This is a genomic window from Christensenella sp. (assembly GCF_034927525.1).
Classification (GTDB): Bacteria; Bacillota; Clostridia; order Christensenellales; family Christensenellaceae; genus Christensenella.
Map to the genome: position 1 here is coordinate 1 of NZ_JAYFPU010000133.1, position 14,291 is coordinate 14,291.

General features: G+C 48.0%; 13 protein-coding genes and 1 pseudogene. All 14 read left to right on the forward strand.

The features are described from left to right. Positions 1–417 (forward strand): S1 RNA-binding domain-containing protein (locus VB081_RS05330; protein WP_323399802.1); only part of this gene is annotated, 417 nt, incomplete at its 5' end. Between the two features lie 62 nt (positions 418–479). After that, positions 480–1,772, forward strand: coding sequence for a M16 family metallopeptidase (locus VB081_RS05335; protein WP_323399803.1), 1,293 nt, complete (start codon positions 480–482; stop codon positions 1,770–1,772). A 57-nt stretch (positions 1,773–1,829) separates the two neighbouring features. Further along, complete coding sequence (locus VB081_RS05340; protein ID WP_323399804.1) at positions 1,830–4,244, forward strand: FtsK/SpoIIIE family DNA translocase; 2,415 nt, start codon at positions 1,830–1,832, stop codon at positions 4,242–4,244. A gap of 1 nt (position 4,245) precedes the next feature. After that, positions 4,246–5,571 (forward strand): 30S ribosomal protein S12 methylthiotransferase RimO, encoded by a 1,326-nt coding sequence (rimO, locus tag VB081_RS05345; RefSeq protein WP_323399805.1) that lies wholly within the window; start codon positions 4,246–4,248, stop codon positions 5,569–5,571. Further along, entirely contained in the window at positions 5,568–6,110 is a 543-nt protein-coding gene (gene pgsA / locus VB081_RS05350; RefSeq protein ID WP_323399806.1) for a CDP-diacylglycerol--glycerol-3-phosphate 3-phosphatidyltransferase, read from the forward strand. Before rimO ends, pgsA begins: the two co-directional genes overlap by 4 nt. Positions 6,111–6,135: 25 nt before the next feature. Next, positions 6,136–7,185: a recombinase RecA gene (gene recA / locus VB081_RS05355; RefSeq protein WP_323399807.1), complete on the forward strand. Its 1,050-nt coding sequence runs from the start codon at positions 6,136–6,138 to the stop codon at positions 7,183–7,185. 612 nt (positions 7,186–7,797) lie between these two features. After that, positions 7,798–8,349, forward strand: a complete 552-nt coding sequence (locus VB081_RS05360) for a hypothetical protein (protein ID WP_323399808.1) — start codon at positions 7,798–7,800, stop codon at positions 8,347–8,349. Beyond that, positions 8,333–9,124: a TlyA family RNA methyltransferase gene (locus tag VB081_RS05365; protein ID WP_323399809.1), complete on the forward strand. Its 792-nt coding sequence runs from the start codon at positions 8,333–8,335 to the stop codon at positions 9,122–9,124. The genes VB081_RS05360 and VB081_RS05365 overlap by 17 nt, the downstream gene beginning before the upstream one ends. Before the next feature lie 185 nt (positions 9,125–9,309). Further along, entirely contained in the window at positions 9,310–10,059 is a 750-nt protein-coding gene (locus tag VB081_RS05370) for an NAD(+)/NADH kinase (RefSeq protein WP_323399810.1), read from the forward strand. A gap of 10 nt (positions 10,060–10,069) precedes the next feature. After that, entirely contained in the window at positions 10,070–10,522 is a 453-nt protein-coding gene (locus VB081_RS05375) for an arginine repressor (RefSeq protein WP_323399811.1), read from the forward strand. A 15-nt stretch (positions 10,523–10,537) separates the two neighbouring features. Then, complete coding sequence (gene recN, locus VB081_RS05380; RefSeq protein WP_323399812.1) at positions 10,538–12,250, forward strand: DNA repair protein RecN; 1,713 nt, start codon at positions 10,538–10,540, stop codon at positions 12,248–12,250. 12 nt (positions 12,251–12,262) lie between these two features. After that, positions 12,263–13,006, forward strand: coding sequence for a sporulation initiation factor Spo0A C-terminal domain-containing protein (locus VB081_RS05385; RefSeq protein WP_323399813.1), 744 nt, complete (start codon positions 12,263–12,265; stop codon positions 13,004–13,006). A 10-nt stretch (positions 13,007–13,016) separates the two neighbouring features. Then, on the forward strand, positions 13,017–13,835 hold the full coding sequence (locus tag VB081_RS05390; protein ID WP_323399814.1) for a purine-nucleoside phosphorylase: 819 nt from the start codon (positions 13,017–13,019) through the stop codon (positions 13,833–13,835). Positions 13,836–13,920: 85 nt separating this feature from the next. Then, positions 13,921–14,291: pseudogene (locus VB081_RS05395) on the forward strand (site-2 protease family protein); the annotation flags it as partial.

Consider the following 14,291-nt stretch of genomic DNA (forward strand, 5'->3'; position numbering starts at 1 on the left):
GATCCGGATAAGATTCGTGAGGTCATCGGTGCGGGTGGCAAGGTGATCAACAAGATCATTGAAGACACTGGCGTGAAGATCGACATTGAGGACGATGGAAGCGTTTCTATACTGACGCCCGACGATGAAGCCGCTGCAAAAGCGCGGAAGATCATCGAAACAATCGTTAAAGATGTTAAGGTTGGCGAGATATTCAACGGTAAGGTAACACGGATCATGAGCTTTGGAGCGTTTGTGGAGCTGGCTCCCGGCAAGGAAGGTATGTGCCGGATATCGAACCTCTCCAATGAGTTTATAAAGAAAGTCGAGGATGTGTGCAACATCGGAGACGAGCTGCTTGTAAAGGTCGTTGAGATCGATAAGCAGGGCAGGATCAACTTGACGCATAAGGGCGTAAAGGCTGAAGACCAGCAATAACAAAGCAATTGGTAAAAAAGCCGGTTTTACCGGCTTTTTTATTACAAGGAGTATGTAACAATATGAATACAGTATTTATCAATGAAAAACTTACAAGCGGTGTGTCGCTGATCGCCGAACAACTGCCGAACTTCCATTCGGTAACCGTTGGCATTTGGGTAGGGGCGGGGTCTGTTACAGAATCGCCGGAAGAGAACGGAATTTCCCACCTGATCGAGCATATGCTTTTCAAAGGTACGAAAAAGCGCACGGCAAAGCAGATCGCGGTCGATGTAGATAATATCGGCGGGCAGATCAACGCATTTACTTCTAAGGAATGTACCTGCTACTATATCAAGGTAATCGACGAAAAACTGGATGCAGGTCTTGAAATTCTGACAGATTTGTTCTGTAATGCAACGCTGGACGCGACAGAGCTGGAAAAAGAAAAAGGTGTGGTCTTAGAAGAGATCGCCATGAGCAATGATAATCCGGAGGACGCTGCAATGGATTTGATTTCGAGCGCCTTTTTCGAAGGCTGCTCGCTTTCAAAGACGATCATCGGACCACCGGAAAACATTAAGCGCTTTTCGAGGGACGACCTTGTTTCGTATATGCAGCGCTATTATACCGCTTCGAATATCGTAGTAGCGGTAGCGGGAAATTTTGACGAACAGACGCTGAAAGACTCGCTTGAGCGGCATCTGGTCGACGTGAATAAGAATACGTTGGAACTGCCGGCGTTTTCTGATTGCGGCGGGTTTTCCGCGCAGAGCGGATTTCAGGTCAACAAACGTGAGATCGAACAGGTACATCTGTGCATGGGCATGCCGTGCTTCAATATCAGGGATAAGAAACGTTTCGCGCTCAATATATTGAATAATGTTGTGGGCGGCTCCATGAGCTCCCGTTTGTTCCAGAAAATCAGGGAAGAGATGGGTATGGCTTATTCTGTGTTCACATACCCGGCGCTTTACCGCGATACCGGAATGTATGGCGTTTATGCGGGAACGATGGCCGGTAATGCGGAAAAAGTAACAGAAATGATTTTGAACGAATTGACTATCGTTAAAAAGGACGGTATCACGCAGGACGAATTCCTGCAAAGCAAAGAGCAGTTGAAGGGAAGTATGATATTGTCTCTGGAAAGCACATCGTCTAAGATGAGCGCGATCGGCAAGGCCTTGCTTTTGACAGGAAGCGTCTATTCGGACGAGGAAGTTCTTAAGATGATAGAAGATGTAACATATGATGAAGTGATGGAAGTTGCTGATTACTGCATCGATTTAAGCCATTTGACGTTAACAGGAGTGGGTAGTATTTCTGATGAAGCGTCATTGAAAAGTATTGTGAAGCTTTCCGGCGCACAAATTTGAAAAAAATTTGCTTCGGTGCTATAATATAGTATCAGGTTTATTGGCTTTTGAGGGGTAATGATGGCAACAACGCGCAAGAAGAAAAAGAAAAAAAACACTTCAAAAACTGGTGAGATAATCGGTATCGTTATTATCGGCTTGGCGGTCTTTGCCGCGATCACCATATATTTCAGCGTAGGCAGTGTCTTTGGTGATATGATCAAAGGCCTTATTTTTGGTTTGTGCGGCGTAGTAGGGTATGTTGTGCCTGTGATCCTTGGTGTGATTGGCGTACTGTTTATTGCAGCCCGTAAAAAATATCCAAATACCAGTAAGCTTGTTTTGATGGCGCTTGCTGTATTTTTTGTATTTTCATTGGTACATCTTTTTGCGATCGAAGATATTTTCAAGACAGGAAACACCTTCCCGGAGTTTGTAAAGAGCTCGTATGATGCGGGTTCTGCAAATGTTGTGGGTGCAGGGGCGATCGGTTCGCTGCTTACGTACTGGACATACAGGTTCTTAAGTTTGGTTGGAAGCTATATTGTGTTTATCACCGGCACGGCGGCGTGTGTTCTGGCACTTACAAATCTTTCCATTAAGAAAATGAGCACCAACCTTGGCACTGCTGTCAAGACGAGTTATGATGAATACCGGATACGTGCGGAAGAACGCAGGGAACAAAAACTGCTCTATGTAGAGAATCTGAACGCTGCGCAGGAAGCGGCATTTTTAGAGCCTGAATTGGAAAACGAGTTTGATATGCAGATCGAAGGCATGGATGATTTTCAGATTCCACCGGAACAGATCATGCAAGATATGCCTGAAAATGACGAGTTTGCAGACTATAATCCGGATGAATACAGAAAAGTATTTTCGGATACGGATATTAATTTTGACGATGATACGCCCACAGAGACGCGTGGACGACGCAGGATCGAGGTAACGCAGCCTACGCCGATCGTAGGGAAAGCGAATACATCTGCAGTCGCCGCTGCTGCGGGGGCGAGGGCGACAAACCTGATGACGCCGCCAAAACAAAATACATCCAAATATGTAAAACCGCCGCTGAATCTGTTGACGGTTCCGCAGAGCGCGGGTACTCGTACGTCGGCTTCTGATTTGCGAAAGAATGTTGAGATTCTTGAAAATACGCTTGCGAGCTTCCATGTCAGCGCGAAGGTAGTCAATGTGAGCCGCGGGCCGGTTGTCACCCGCTATGAGGTGCAGCCTGCGCCTGGGATCAAAGTCAGTAAGATCGTCAATCTTGCTGATGATATTGCAATGAACCTTGCGGCGCGGGATGTGCGTATCGAAGCGCCTGTGCCGGGCAAGCCTGTGGTAGGGATCGAGATTCCGAACACGGAAACGAGCTCGGTCGGTCTGCGCGAGCTTGTAGGAGCGGATGATTTTAAAAAGCTGAAAAGCCCGATTGCGTTTGCATTGGGAAAAGATATCGCGGGAACGAACGTATACGCAGATATTGCGCGTATGCCGCATTTGCTGATCGCGGGGGCAACAGGCTCCGGAAAAAGCGTATGTATCAATTCGCTTATTATCAGCATCCTCTATCATTCTGCACCGGAGGATGTAAAGATGATCATGATCGACCCTAAAGTGGTCGAGCTTAATGTCTTCAACGACATTCCGCATTTACTGGTCCCTGTTGTTACAGATCCCAAAAAGGCCGCCTCTGCGATCAACTGGGCTGTCAATGAAATGACGATGCGCTATCGCATGTTTGCGGCAAAGGGCGCAAAAGACCTGAAAAAGTATAACGAGATCATGCTGGCGGAAGAACAGGAAAAGCTGCCGCATATCCTTGTTATCATAGACGAGCTCGCCGACCTCATGATGGTCGCGCCGGGCGAGGTAGAGGATGCGATTTGCCGAATCGCCCAGCTTGGACGTGCGAGCGGCATCCATCTGGTGATTGCGACGCAGCGCCCCTCAGTGGACGTCATTACCGGTATTATCAAAGCAAATATCCCGTCAAGGGTTGCGTTTGCAGTATCCTCGCAGGTCGATTCACGTACGATCCTCGATATGGCGGGTGCGGAAAAACTGCTGGGACAAGGCGATATGCTGTTTTATCCTTCTGGTGCGCCCAAGCCGGTGCGCCTGCAGGGATGCTTTATTTCGGATAAGGAAGTGGAAGCTGTTACGACCTTCTTAAAAGAGCGTACGACAGCTGATTATGATACGCGCGTATTGGATGGGATATCCAAGGAATCCGCATCGCCGATCGCCGGACAGGAACAGACAGATGAGTTGTTTGTAAAGGCGCTTGAAGTGGTAATGGAGTATGATCAGGCGTCTACTTCTATGCTGCAAAGACGGCTTAGGATCGGGTATGCGCGCGCAGCACGGCTGATCGATCAACTGGAGGAGAACGGTTATATTTCACCTATGGACGGCAGCAAACCACGACAGGTACTGATCACCAAGGAAGAATTCGACAGGGTCGTGTCCCCTCAGGGAGAGGAAGAGTAATATGGCAGTAAAGATTGGCGTAATTTCGCTGGGATGTGCAAAAAACAGAATGGACACAGAGCTGATGCTTGCACAGCTCAAAGAGGATTATGTGTTTGTGCAGGATATTGCGCAGGCAGATATTATGCTCATCAACACCTGTGCCTTTACCGATGAGGCGAAGGAAGAATCGATCAATACGATCCTCGAAGCGGAGCAACAGAAAAAGTTTGGCAATGTAAAGGGAATCGTTGTTACGGGATGCCTGCCGCAGCGCTTTCGTGAAGAGCTTTCGGAAACGCTTCCTAGGGTCGATGCGTTTTTGGGTACTGCTGCGTACAAGGACATTGCTGAGGCGATAGAAGAAGTCGTACAAGGCGGTCATTTTACCAAATATGCGGATGCGACAATTGACGAGACATACCATGAGCGGGTCGTGACTACGGTTGCGCCGACTGCCTATGTCCGGATCGCAGAAGGCTGTGACAACTGCTGTAGTTATTGTGTGATTCCCTCGATCAGGGGAAGTTATCAGAGCCGTAAGCCGCAGGCGATATTGGACGAGATTCGATCGCTTACAAAGGATGGGTTTTCTGAGATTATCCTGATCGCACAGGATACGACCAATTATGGAAATGATCTGGAAGAAGACATAAATCTTGCAAAGTTGATGGACGAAGCGGCGCAAATCGACGGCGTTAAATGGCTGCGTATTCTATACAGTTATCCAAACGGGGTAACGGATGAGCTGCTTGATGTGATGATGCGGCACGATACTATTGTGAAGTACATTGATATCCCGGTGCAGCACCTCGATAATGAGGTGCTGAAACCGATGAACAGAAGAAATACGCGTGAATCCACCTGTGAAGTGGTGCGAAAAATTCGCGAGGCTGCGGCGGATTTTGTGATCCGATCTACAGTGATCGTCGGGTTCCCCGGAGAAACGCGGGATAATGTCGTGCATCTTTACAGTACGATGAAGAAATTACAGTTTGACAGGATGGGCGTTTTCACCTATTCGCAGGAAGAAAACACGCCTGCCGCTGCAATGCCTGACCAAATCGATGAAGAAGAAAAGGAATTCCGCAAGGATGCCGTACTCAATGTGCAATCCTCGATCTCGCTTGATTTGAATCAAAAGCGCGTGGGCAAAGTGTATGAAGTGCTTGTGGAAGGAAAAGATGACCACACAGGGGCGTATTATGGACGTTCTTATGCGGAGGCGCCGGACGTTGACGGCAAGATTTTTATAGAAACAGAACAGGAACTGGAAGTAGGAAACTATTATAACGTGAAGATTACAAAAGCGTACAGTTATGATTGCGCAGGGGAGCTTGAACAATGAAATGGAACGCACCTAACATATTGACTTTGCTACGGATGATACTGATCCCTTTTTTTGTGTTATTTTATTTCATCAATGTACCGGATTGGAACATCTATGCTGCTATAATATTTATTGTAGCGGCATTCACAGACTGGCTGGACGGATACCTCGCGCGTAAGTACAATCAGGTATCGAATTTTGGTAAGCTGTGGGACCCGATCGCGGACAAATTACTGGTGCTTGCGGCGTTGCTTGTGTTGATGAGCTGGGGCAGGGTCGCGATGATCCCTGTGCTGATCATCGTATCAAGAGAGCTGATCATCGGCGGGGTTCGCTCGCTTGCGGCGTCTAAGGGCGTGGTCATTGCGGCGGATATGTCAGGCAAACTAAAAACGGTAGTCCAGTTTGTAGCGATCATTTTGCTTTTATTGAACGACTGGCCGTTTATGTTCGTGCCGGTCTCGATCGGAACGATATTGATTTGGGTGAGCGCAGCTCTGGCTGTTTACTCGTGTATCGAATATATGGTGAAAAACGCAAAAGTACTGAGAGATTGATGGGAAACAGAAAGGAATTAAAAACATGGAAAAAGATAAAGCATTAGACGTAGCGCTTGCACAAATTGAAAAGCAATTCGGAAAAGGCGCGGTCATGAAGCTCGGTGAGGCCGCGAAGAACATGAATATATCCGTTGTGCCGACGGGATGTTTGGAGCTCGATATTGCGCTTGGAATAGGCGGTATCCCTCGTGGCAGGATCGTCGAAATATACGGCCCTGAATCTTCCGGTAAGACGACGGTAGCGCTGCATATGATTGCAGAAGTACAAAAGCAGGGCGGTGCGGCGGCATTTATTGATGCAGAGCACGCACTCGATCCGGTGTATGCTAAAAACCTCGGCGTTGACATCGACAATCTGTATGTCTCGCAGCCAAGCACAGGTGAAGAAGCGCTGGAGATCACAGAAGCGCTTACGCGCAGCGGGGCGATTGATATCATCGTTATCGACTCGGTTGCGGCGCTCGTACCAAAGTCCGAGATCGAGGGATTGATGGGAGATTCCCATGTGGGTGCGCAGGCAAGACTGATGTCGCAGGCACTGCGTAAGCTTGCGGGCGTGATCAATCGTTCTAATACGATCGCTGTTTTTATCAACCAGCTGCGTGAAAAGATCGGCGTAATGTTCGGCAGCCCGGAAACGACGACAGGCGGTAAGGCATTGAAGTTCTATGCCTCGGTACGTCTTGATGTGCGCCGCATCGAAACGATCAAGGTCGCAGATCAGATGATTGGTAACCGTACCCGCATCAAGGTAGTAAAAAATAAGGTGGCTCCGCCGTTTAAGACGGCTGAATTTGAGATATACTACGGCGCAGGCATCAGCGAATCAGCAAGTATTTTGAATTTGGCGACGCAGCTGGGGATCATTGTGAAATCCGGTTCGTGGTTTTCGTATAACGGCGAACAGGTCGGCCAGGGACGTGATAATGTACGGCAATATCTGGAGGCCAACCCGGAAATCGCCGAAACGATCAAGCAGGAGATTTTGAAGGCATATAAGCTGGGCGAATATGCCGATCTGCCGGAGGAAGAACCTGCTGAAGAAGAAAAGGAAAAAGAAACGAAGAAATAGTTTTTATGGTGGTGCAGTATTCTAGTCGGTACTGCCGATTTCGAAGGCGGGCCTAAAAATCCGCTACAGGGCACATCGATGAAGTTTCTGGTGCTGGCCGCTGACGCCCCGTCGGGGGCTGGTGCTGGGAGTTAAGAAAGAAGGGCGATCCATAAGGGCATATGGGCGTTGACCCAGCTTTCGCGGAGACCTGTTGCGGTGGTGAGACCTTTTCATTACTGGACAGGGTGTAACCTGTTATGCGGTAATAAGCTGTGTACAGAGTAGCCTGTCTTGCGTTGGTATGGTGGAAAAGCAGAACGAGGATCTTTTATGGATCGCGTACGGGTCTTAGAAGATCATGACTGTAAAAAACCATACCGGCAAAAGAGACTAGAAATTGGATTTGTGCTGTCGAGGAAAGCTCCTAGACTGTATTTCAGGCAATAAGGGGATTATAGTGTGGTTTGAACAGGCAATCCGGTCGTGCAGCGGGTAACACTGCACCGCAGACTCCAAAGGGTAACCACTCCTTTCGGCGACGGGGAGCAGACTGCGGGGAAATCCTACCGGACCATATACTGCAAGGTCTACCCTTATTGTCACCACCATATTTTTTATAACGGAGAAGCGATGAAAGTCATAAAATATTGGGCAATCAAAATATTTTTTATTACGTTATTTATTTCCGCAGGCGTATCCGTCGCTGCGGAATATTTTATTTCCAATCTTTCGCTGCTTGCTTCGATTGGCGTTCTTATTGCGCTGATTGTAATAGGTATTATTTTTGATATTGTCGGCGTGGCGTTCGCAAGCTGCGATCAATCGCCATTCATCGCTATGTCGGCGCGCAAAAATACCAAGGCGCATTATGCGCTTAAGATGCTCAAAAATGCGGATGTGGTATCTAATTTCTGTAACGACGTCATTGGTGATATTTGCGGCATCGTCAGTGGCGCGGCAGGTGCGGCGATTACACTCAAAGCGCTCGTCTTTCAAATGCCGCTGCCGGATATTGTGATCTCTATTGCCGTTTCGGCGTTGATCGCGGCGATTACGGTCGCAGGCAAGGCATGGGGCAAGGGGATCGCGCTCAAAAAGAACAAGGATATCGTTATGATGATCGGCAGTATGGCGCACTTTTTCAGCTTTAAAAAGGGAAAAAACAATGAAAAAGAGAATTGATGTATTGCTTTATGAAAAAGGCCTTGCCAAAAGCCGTGAGAAAGCAAAAACGCTAGTGATCGCAGGAGAAATCACAGTTGGCGGAAACCTTGTGAAATCGCCTTCTGACACGTTTGAAGAGGACACACCGATCGTTGTCGGGAAGGACCATTGCCCATATGTCAGCAGAGGCGGCCTCAAGCTTGAAAAAGCGATGGAGGAATTTTGTCTCGACTTACAGGGGAAAGTGTGTATGGATATCGGCGCCTCTACAGGAGGTTTTACGGACTGTATGCTCAAAAAGGGAGCATCCTTTGTATATGCGGTGGATGTGGGATATGGAGAGTTTGATTGGGCGTTGCGCAACGATGTGCGTGTGAAGTTGATGGAACGCACCAATGCCCGTTATCTTGAAGCACAGGAAAAACCTGTTGATTTTGTGAGCATAGACGTGTCGTTTATTTCCCTGGGGCTCATTTTTCCGGCGGTGTTGCGCGTAGGGGCGGCTGCCTTACAGGTGGTGGCGCTTATCAAACCGCAGTTTGAAGCGGGAAAAGAGTATGTTGGAAAAAAAGGCGTGGTACGGGATGCCTCCGTACACGAAAATGTGATTTGTAATGTGATCAAAAAGGCCGCACAAAACGGTCTTATGATACGCAATCTGACCTATTCGCCCATCAAGGGACCGAATGGAAACATCGAATATCTTGCGCTGTTTGACAAACAAAATGAAGATGGCGCAATCAGCGGGGAAGATGTGCGGCGCATTGTTGCGCTCTCACACGACTGTCTGTAGGTTTTGTAAATTTCTTCCGTATTTTCTTGAATATCTATGCATTTTTGGTGTATACTAATGGTTAGTATACTTATAATGAAAATGGGGTTTTTGCATTGAAATTTGGCGTTTATACAAACGAACAAAAAGATCCTGGTCTTCGGGTAACACGCTTGGTCATTGATGCGCTGAAGCGGCATGAATGCATGGTTTGTTACGATAAAGAAACAGCTATTATGCTCGGCATTGCCGATTTTGAAGATGCAAGACATGCAGATGTGCTTTTTGTGCTGGGTGGAGATGGCACGATCTTGCGTGCTGCGCGTAAATATGTGGAATGCGGAACCAAGTTTCTCGGCATAAACATCGGTCATCTCGGATTTATGAGCGAGATCGGCGTAGACGATATCGACGCCGCCATTGTGAAGGTCATGAATGACGAATACCTGATCGACGAGCGTATGATGCTTGAGGCGCGCCTGTCACATTTAGAAGAACCATTGCTTGCTTTAAATGATGTGATCATCTCAAAGGAGAATCGAACCCATATGGTCAAGTTCGATTTATACATCAACGATTCTTTGGCGGAACTCTATAATGGCGACGGACTGATCGTATCGACGCCCACCGGTTCTACGGCATATTCACTTTCCGCGGGAGGGCCGATCGTCGCGCCCAATGTGAATTGTATGCTGGTCACGCCGATCTGTCCGCATTCGCTGTATGCCCGCAGCATCATCGCAAAATTCAGTGATGTTGTAAAAGTTGCGCCGTTTGCAGGGGAAGAAAATGTTACACTTACGGCAGACGGGCAGGAAATCGTACATATTCCGGAAGGGGAAGATGTGACGATTTACCGTTCGAAGCTTGTGACGCAATTTATACGGTTCAATAAAAATCACTTTTTTCCGCAACTGAAAGATAAACTGGCTCAGTGGAGCATCACAAAAAAGTAGGAGTGTCGATATGAAATCAAAACGGCAGAACAAGATCCTGGATATGATCGATAATAACGAGATCGAGACGCAGGAGGAGTTGGTCACAAAGCTCAATGAATCGGGTTTTAAGGTGACACAGGCTACCATATCCCGCGATATCAAGGAACTGCAGCTGATCAAGGTACAGGCAAATTCCGGTGCGTATAAATATGCAGTGAACAAGAAGCATAAAACGAACGACCTTGATATATTGATGCGCATCTTTAAGGATACAGTAGTGTCGATCGATTTTGCATCCAACCTGCTTGTGATCAAAACGCTTTCGGGGAGCGCAAATGCTGCTGCCGAAGTGATAGACAGTCTCCACTTTAACGGGATCATGGGCACGCTCGCGGGCGATAATACGATTTTTGTGGCGACGGATTCGCAGCAGGCTTCCGAGGAGATCGCAGGAAAGTTAATGAAGATCATCAACAAATAAGAAAGCGGAACAGTTATGATACGCACTCTTACAATCAAAAACATTGCATTGATTGATGAATTGCATATTGAATTTGGCAAAGGCTTGAATGTGCTGTCGGGCGAGACGGGCGCAGGCAAGTCTATTGTTGTTGATTCTATGAACCTGGTATTAGGGGAGCGTGCCGACAAAGAACTGATTCGCCACGACAGGGAAAAGGCATATGTGGAAGCTGTTTTACACATCAATTCTGCTGCGCTTGGCGATATATTTGAACGAAATGAGCTGGATGCAGACGATGAATTGATCCTGTCGAGGGATCTTTCCGTTACTGGGAAAAATGTATGCCGTATCAATGGGATCGTAGTGAGCCTTGCGGTACTCAAGGAATTTACCGACCATATCATTGACCTGCACGGACAGCATCAGCATCAATCGCTGTTATACGCGAAAAGCCATCTGGATTTTGTTGATAGCTTCGGAAAAGAAACGATCACGCCGGTCAAGCAGGAGATAAGTGGGCTGTATGACCGGTTAAAGGAAGCAAAAAAGCGCCTTTCATCCATCGGGGGAGACGAAAGAGACAGGGCGCAAAGCGTTGATTTGCTTGCTTTCCAGATCAAGGAAATCGAAGATGCAGGACTGAAGCCCGGAGAAAATGATTCACTCAAGGAGGAGCGGGAAAAGCTTGTGCATGCGCAAGCGATCGCACAATCGCTGGCCTCCGGATATGAAGCGCTTTATGCGGGCGGGGACGAAAGCGCGAGCGTGCTTTCCATGTTGCAGGAGGTCGTTGCCCGTCTGACGGAAATTTCTCATTATGATGAGCAGTACCGGGCGCTGACGGAGAAATTGCAGGACAATGTATATGCAGTTGAGGAATGTGCACATGACATGCGCAGTCTTGCGGATAGTGTTTCCTTTGATGAACAGCGGCAGGAAGAAATCGAACAGCGCTTAGACCTGATCCATTCGTTAAAGCGCAAATATGGCGCTGACGAAGATGAAATTCTTGCATTTTGCAGGAATGCGGAAGATAAGCTGTATGAGCTTCAAAATGCCGAGAAGCTGGCGGCAGAGCTTATGCAGGAGATCGTACAGCTTAAGCAGCGATTATATGCTTGTTACAAGACGCTTTCCGATGCGCGTAAACAAGCAGCGGAGAGGCTGGGGGAGAAGCTTCTTGCGGAATTACGTGACCTCGGCATGCCTGATGCACGCTTTGAGGTGCGATTCCAGCCGTTAAAAGGCATAGACGACGCTGTGTATACGCGAAACGGGATAGACGATATGGAATTTATGATATCGACAAATGCCGGCGAACCGTTAAAGCCGCTGAGCAAGACCGCGTCGGGCGGAGAAATCTCGCGTATCATGCTGGCGTTCAAAAACCTTTCTGCCGGTATGGATCATATCTCGACCCTGATCTTTGACGAGATCGATACGGGGATCAGCGGGAAAATGGCGCTGACAGTAGCGGAAAAAATGGCTTCGATCGCGCAGGAGAGACAGGTGATCTGCGTCTCGCATCTGCCGCAGATCGCAGCAATGGGAGACGAAAATTATTTGATCAGTAAGCATACGGAAAACGGCGTGACGAACACGGATGTGACGCGGCTTTGCGAAGAGCAAAAGACAGCCGAGGTTTCAAGACTGTCCGGCGGGCTGCAATCAGAAAGCTCGCAAAAGTATGCACAGGATTTGATACAGAATGCGGCGCGTTTTAAGGCTGCGTTGCCCGGAAACTGACGGAGGTATCTTTTGGCGAGATTCAAACGCACCTTGATAGTAGAACAAAGCAGAAAATATGTCATGCAGATCAAAGAGATGCTGGACGGCGTATCTGAGTCCTTTTTGTCTACGACAGACGGGAGCAACGCAATTACGCTGTACGATCAGTATAATCCTGATCTTGTACTGGTGGAGGCGATCATGCCGGGCTATGACGGGTTTGCACTGATGGAGCATATGCTCGAATCGGATATTATTAAGATCGTATTGACGTCGATGAATCAGGAACTGATCATCAAGAAGGCCTTTGAGCTAAACGCAAATTATTTATTTGTGAAGCCATACATTCGCGATGTATTTGTGTCGCGGATATTGGAGGCGGCGGATTTTCGGGAAATGAACCGCCAGGCCGAGGTGGGGGTGAACCAGCTTTTGTACAGTAGGATTTCCGTGTCCTTAAAACGGCTGGGTATTCCGGCAAACGTGCAGGGATACAAGTTGCTGCGCGATGCGCTCTACATCGTCTGTATGGATTTCAGCAAAACGAAAGCGATCAATAAAAATATTTATCAGGTGCTTGCGGAAAAGCACAGCACGCAGAGTTCCTGTGTGGAACGCAACATCAGGCATGCGATCGAGACTGCTGCGACTAGGGGAGACCCTGACGCATTCAATACTTATTTTGGGTATACAGTCAGCTCTGACAAAGGCAAACCGACAAACGGAGAATTTATTGCGACACTGGCAGACAAGCTTAGGTTGCAGGACGAATGAGGAGAAAACAATGAAAGAAAAACTGAACGTTGCAAAAAGTTATATCGAATCGAAAACTGATTTCAAACCGGAAATCGCCATTGTACTTGGTTCCGGTCTGGGTGATTATGCAGATACACTTGACGAGGTAGTGATGGAGTTTGATTATGCCTCCATCCCGGGGTTTCCCGTATCTACAGCGCCCGGACACGCTAGCAAGTTGACGTTTGGCTGCAAGAAAGGCAAATGTGTTGCACTGTTTGCGGGGCGCTTTCATTGCTATGAAGGATATACGGCGGCAGAAACGGTAATACCGCTGCGCACGATTTTGATGATGGGCGCCAAGTATGTGCTACTTACCAATGCCGCAGGCGGGATCAATACGGATTTTTCCGCAGGAGACTTGATGGTGGTCGAGGATCATATCAACTTTTCGGCGCATAACGCGCTTACCGGCCCCAATATCGAAGACTTAGGGCCGAGATTCCCTGATATGTCGTTTGCTTATGCAAAAGAGCTTCGGAATTTGATCGACGAGAGCGCAAAGGAAAACGGTATCGATGTGCAGCATGGCATTTACGGATACATGGTAGGACCGTCTTACGAAACGCCCGCCGAAATACGTGCACTGCGTACGCTTGGTGCGGACGCGGTGGGAATGTCTACCGTACATGAGGTAGTCGCCGCTTCGCACGCAGGGGCAAAGACCGCGGCGATTTCGTGTATCAGCAATCTTGCGGCCGGTGTTGCCAAACATGCGCTGACGATGGAAGAAGTGATTGAAGCGGGAAAAATGGTTGCAGGAAAGATGCGTGCCCTCATCGACGGCGTTGTGGAGAAGATCGGGTAACCTTTACGGCTACCACAAAAGCATGTTAAAATAAGACGATCTGTTTGCGCGGGGTACGACAACAGAAACGAAATGAGGTTAATTAATGTTTTCAAACTTTTCCAATCCATATTATTGGATGATGCTCCTGTACAGCATACCAGCTGTTTTGCTTGCGCTTTCTGTACATGAGGCGGCGCATGCGTTTGCCGCTTACAAATGCGGCGATCCTACTGCGCGCAACTTGGGGCGTATGACGATGGATCCCTTAAAGCACCTTGACCCGATCGGTACGATATGCCTTTTGTTGTTCCGCTTTGGCTGGGCAAAACCTGTACCCATCAACTCGCGTAATTTCAAGCATCCGTGCCGCGATAATGTATTGGTTTCGCTTTCGGGCATTATTGCGAACTTTATCATGTCCTTTATCGCGTATGCGGTTTTTCATATTGTGGTATTCGGATTCAATATCCAGAA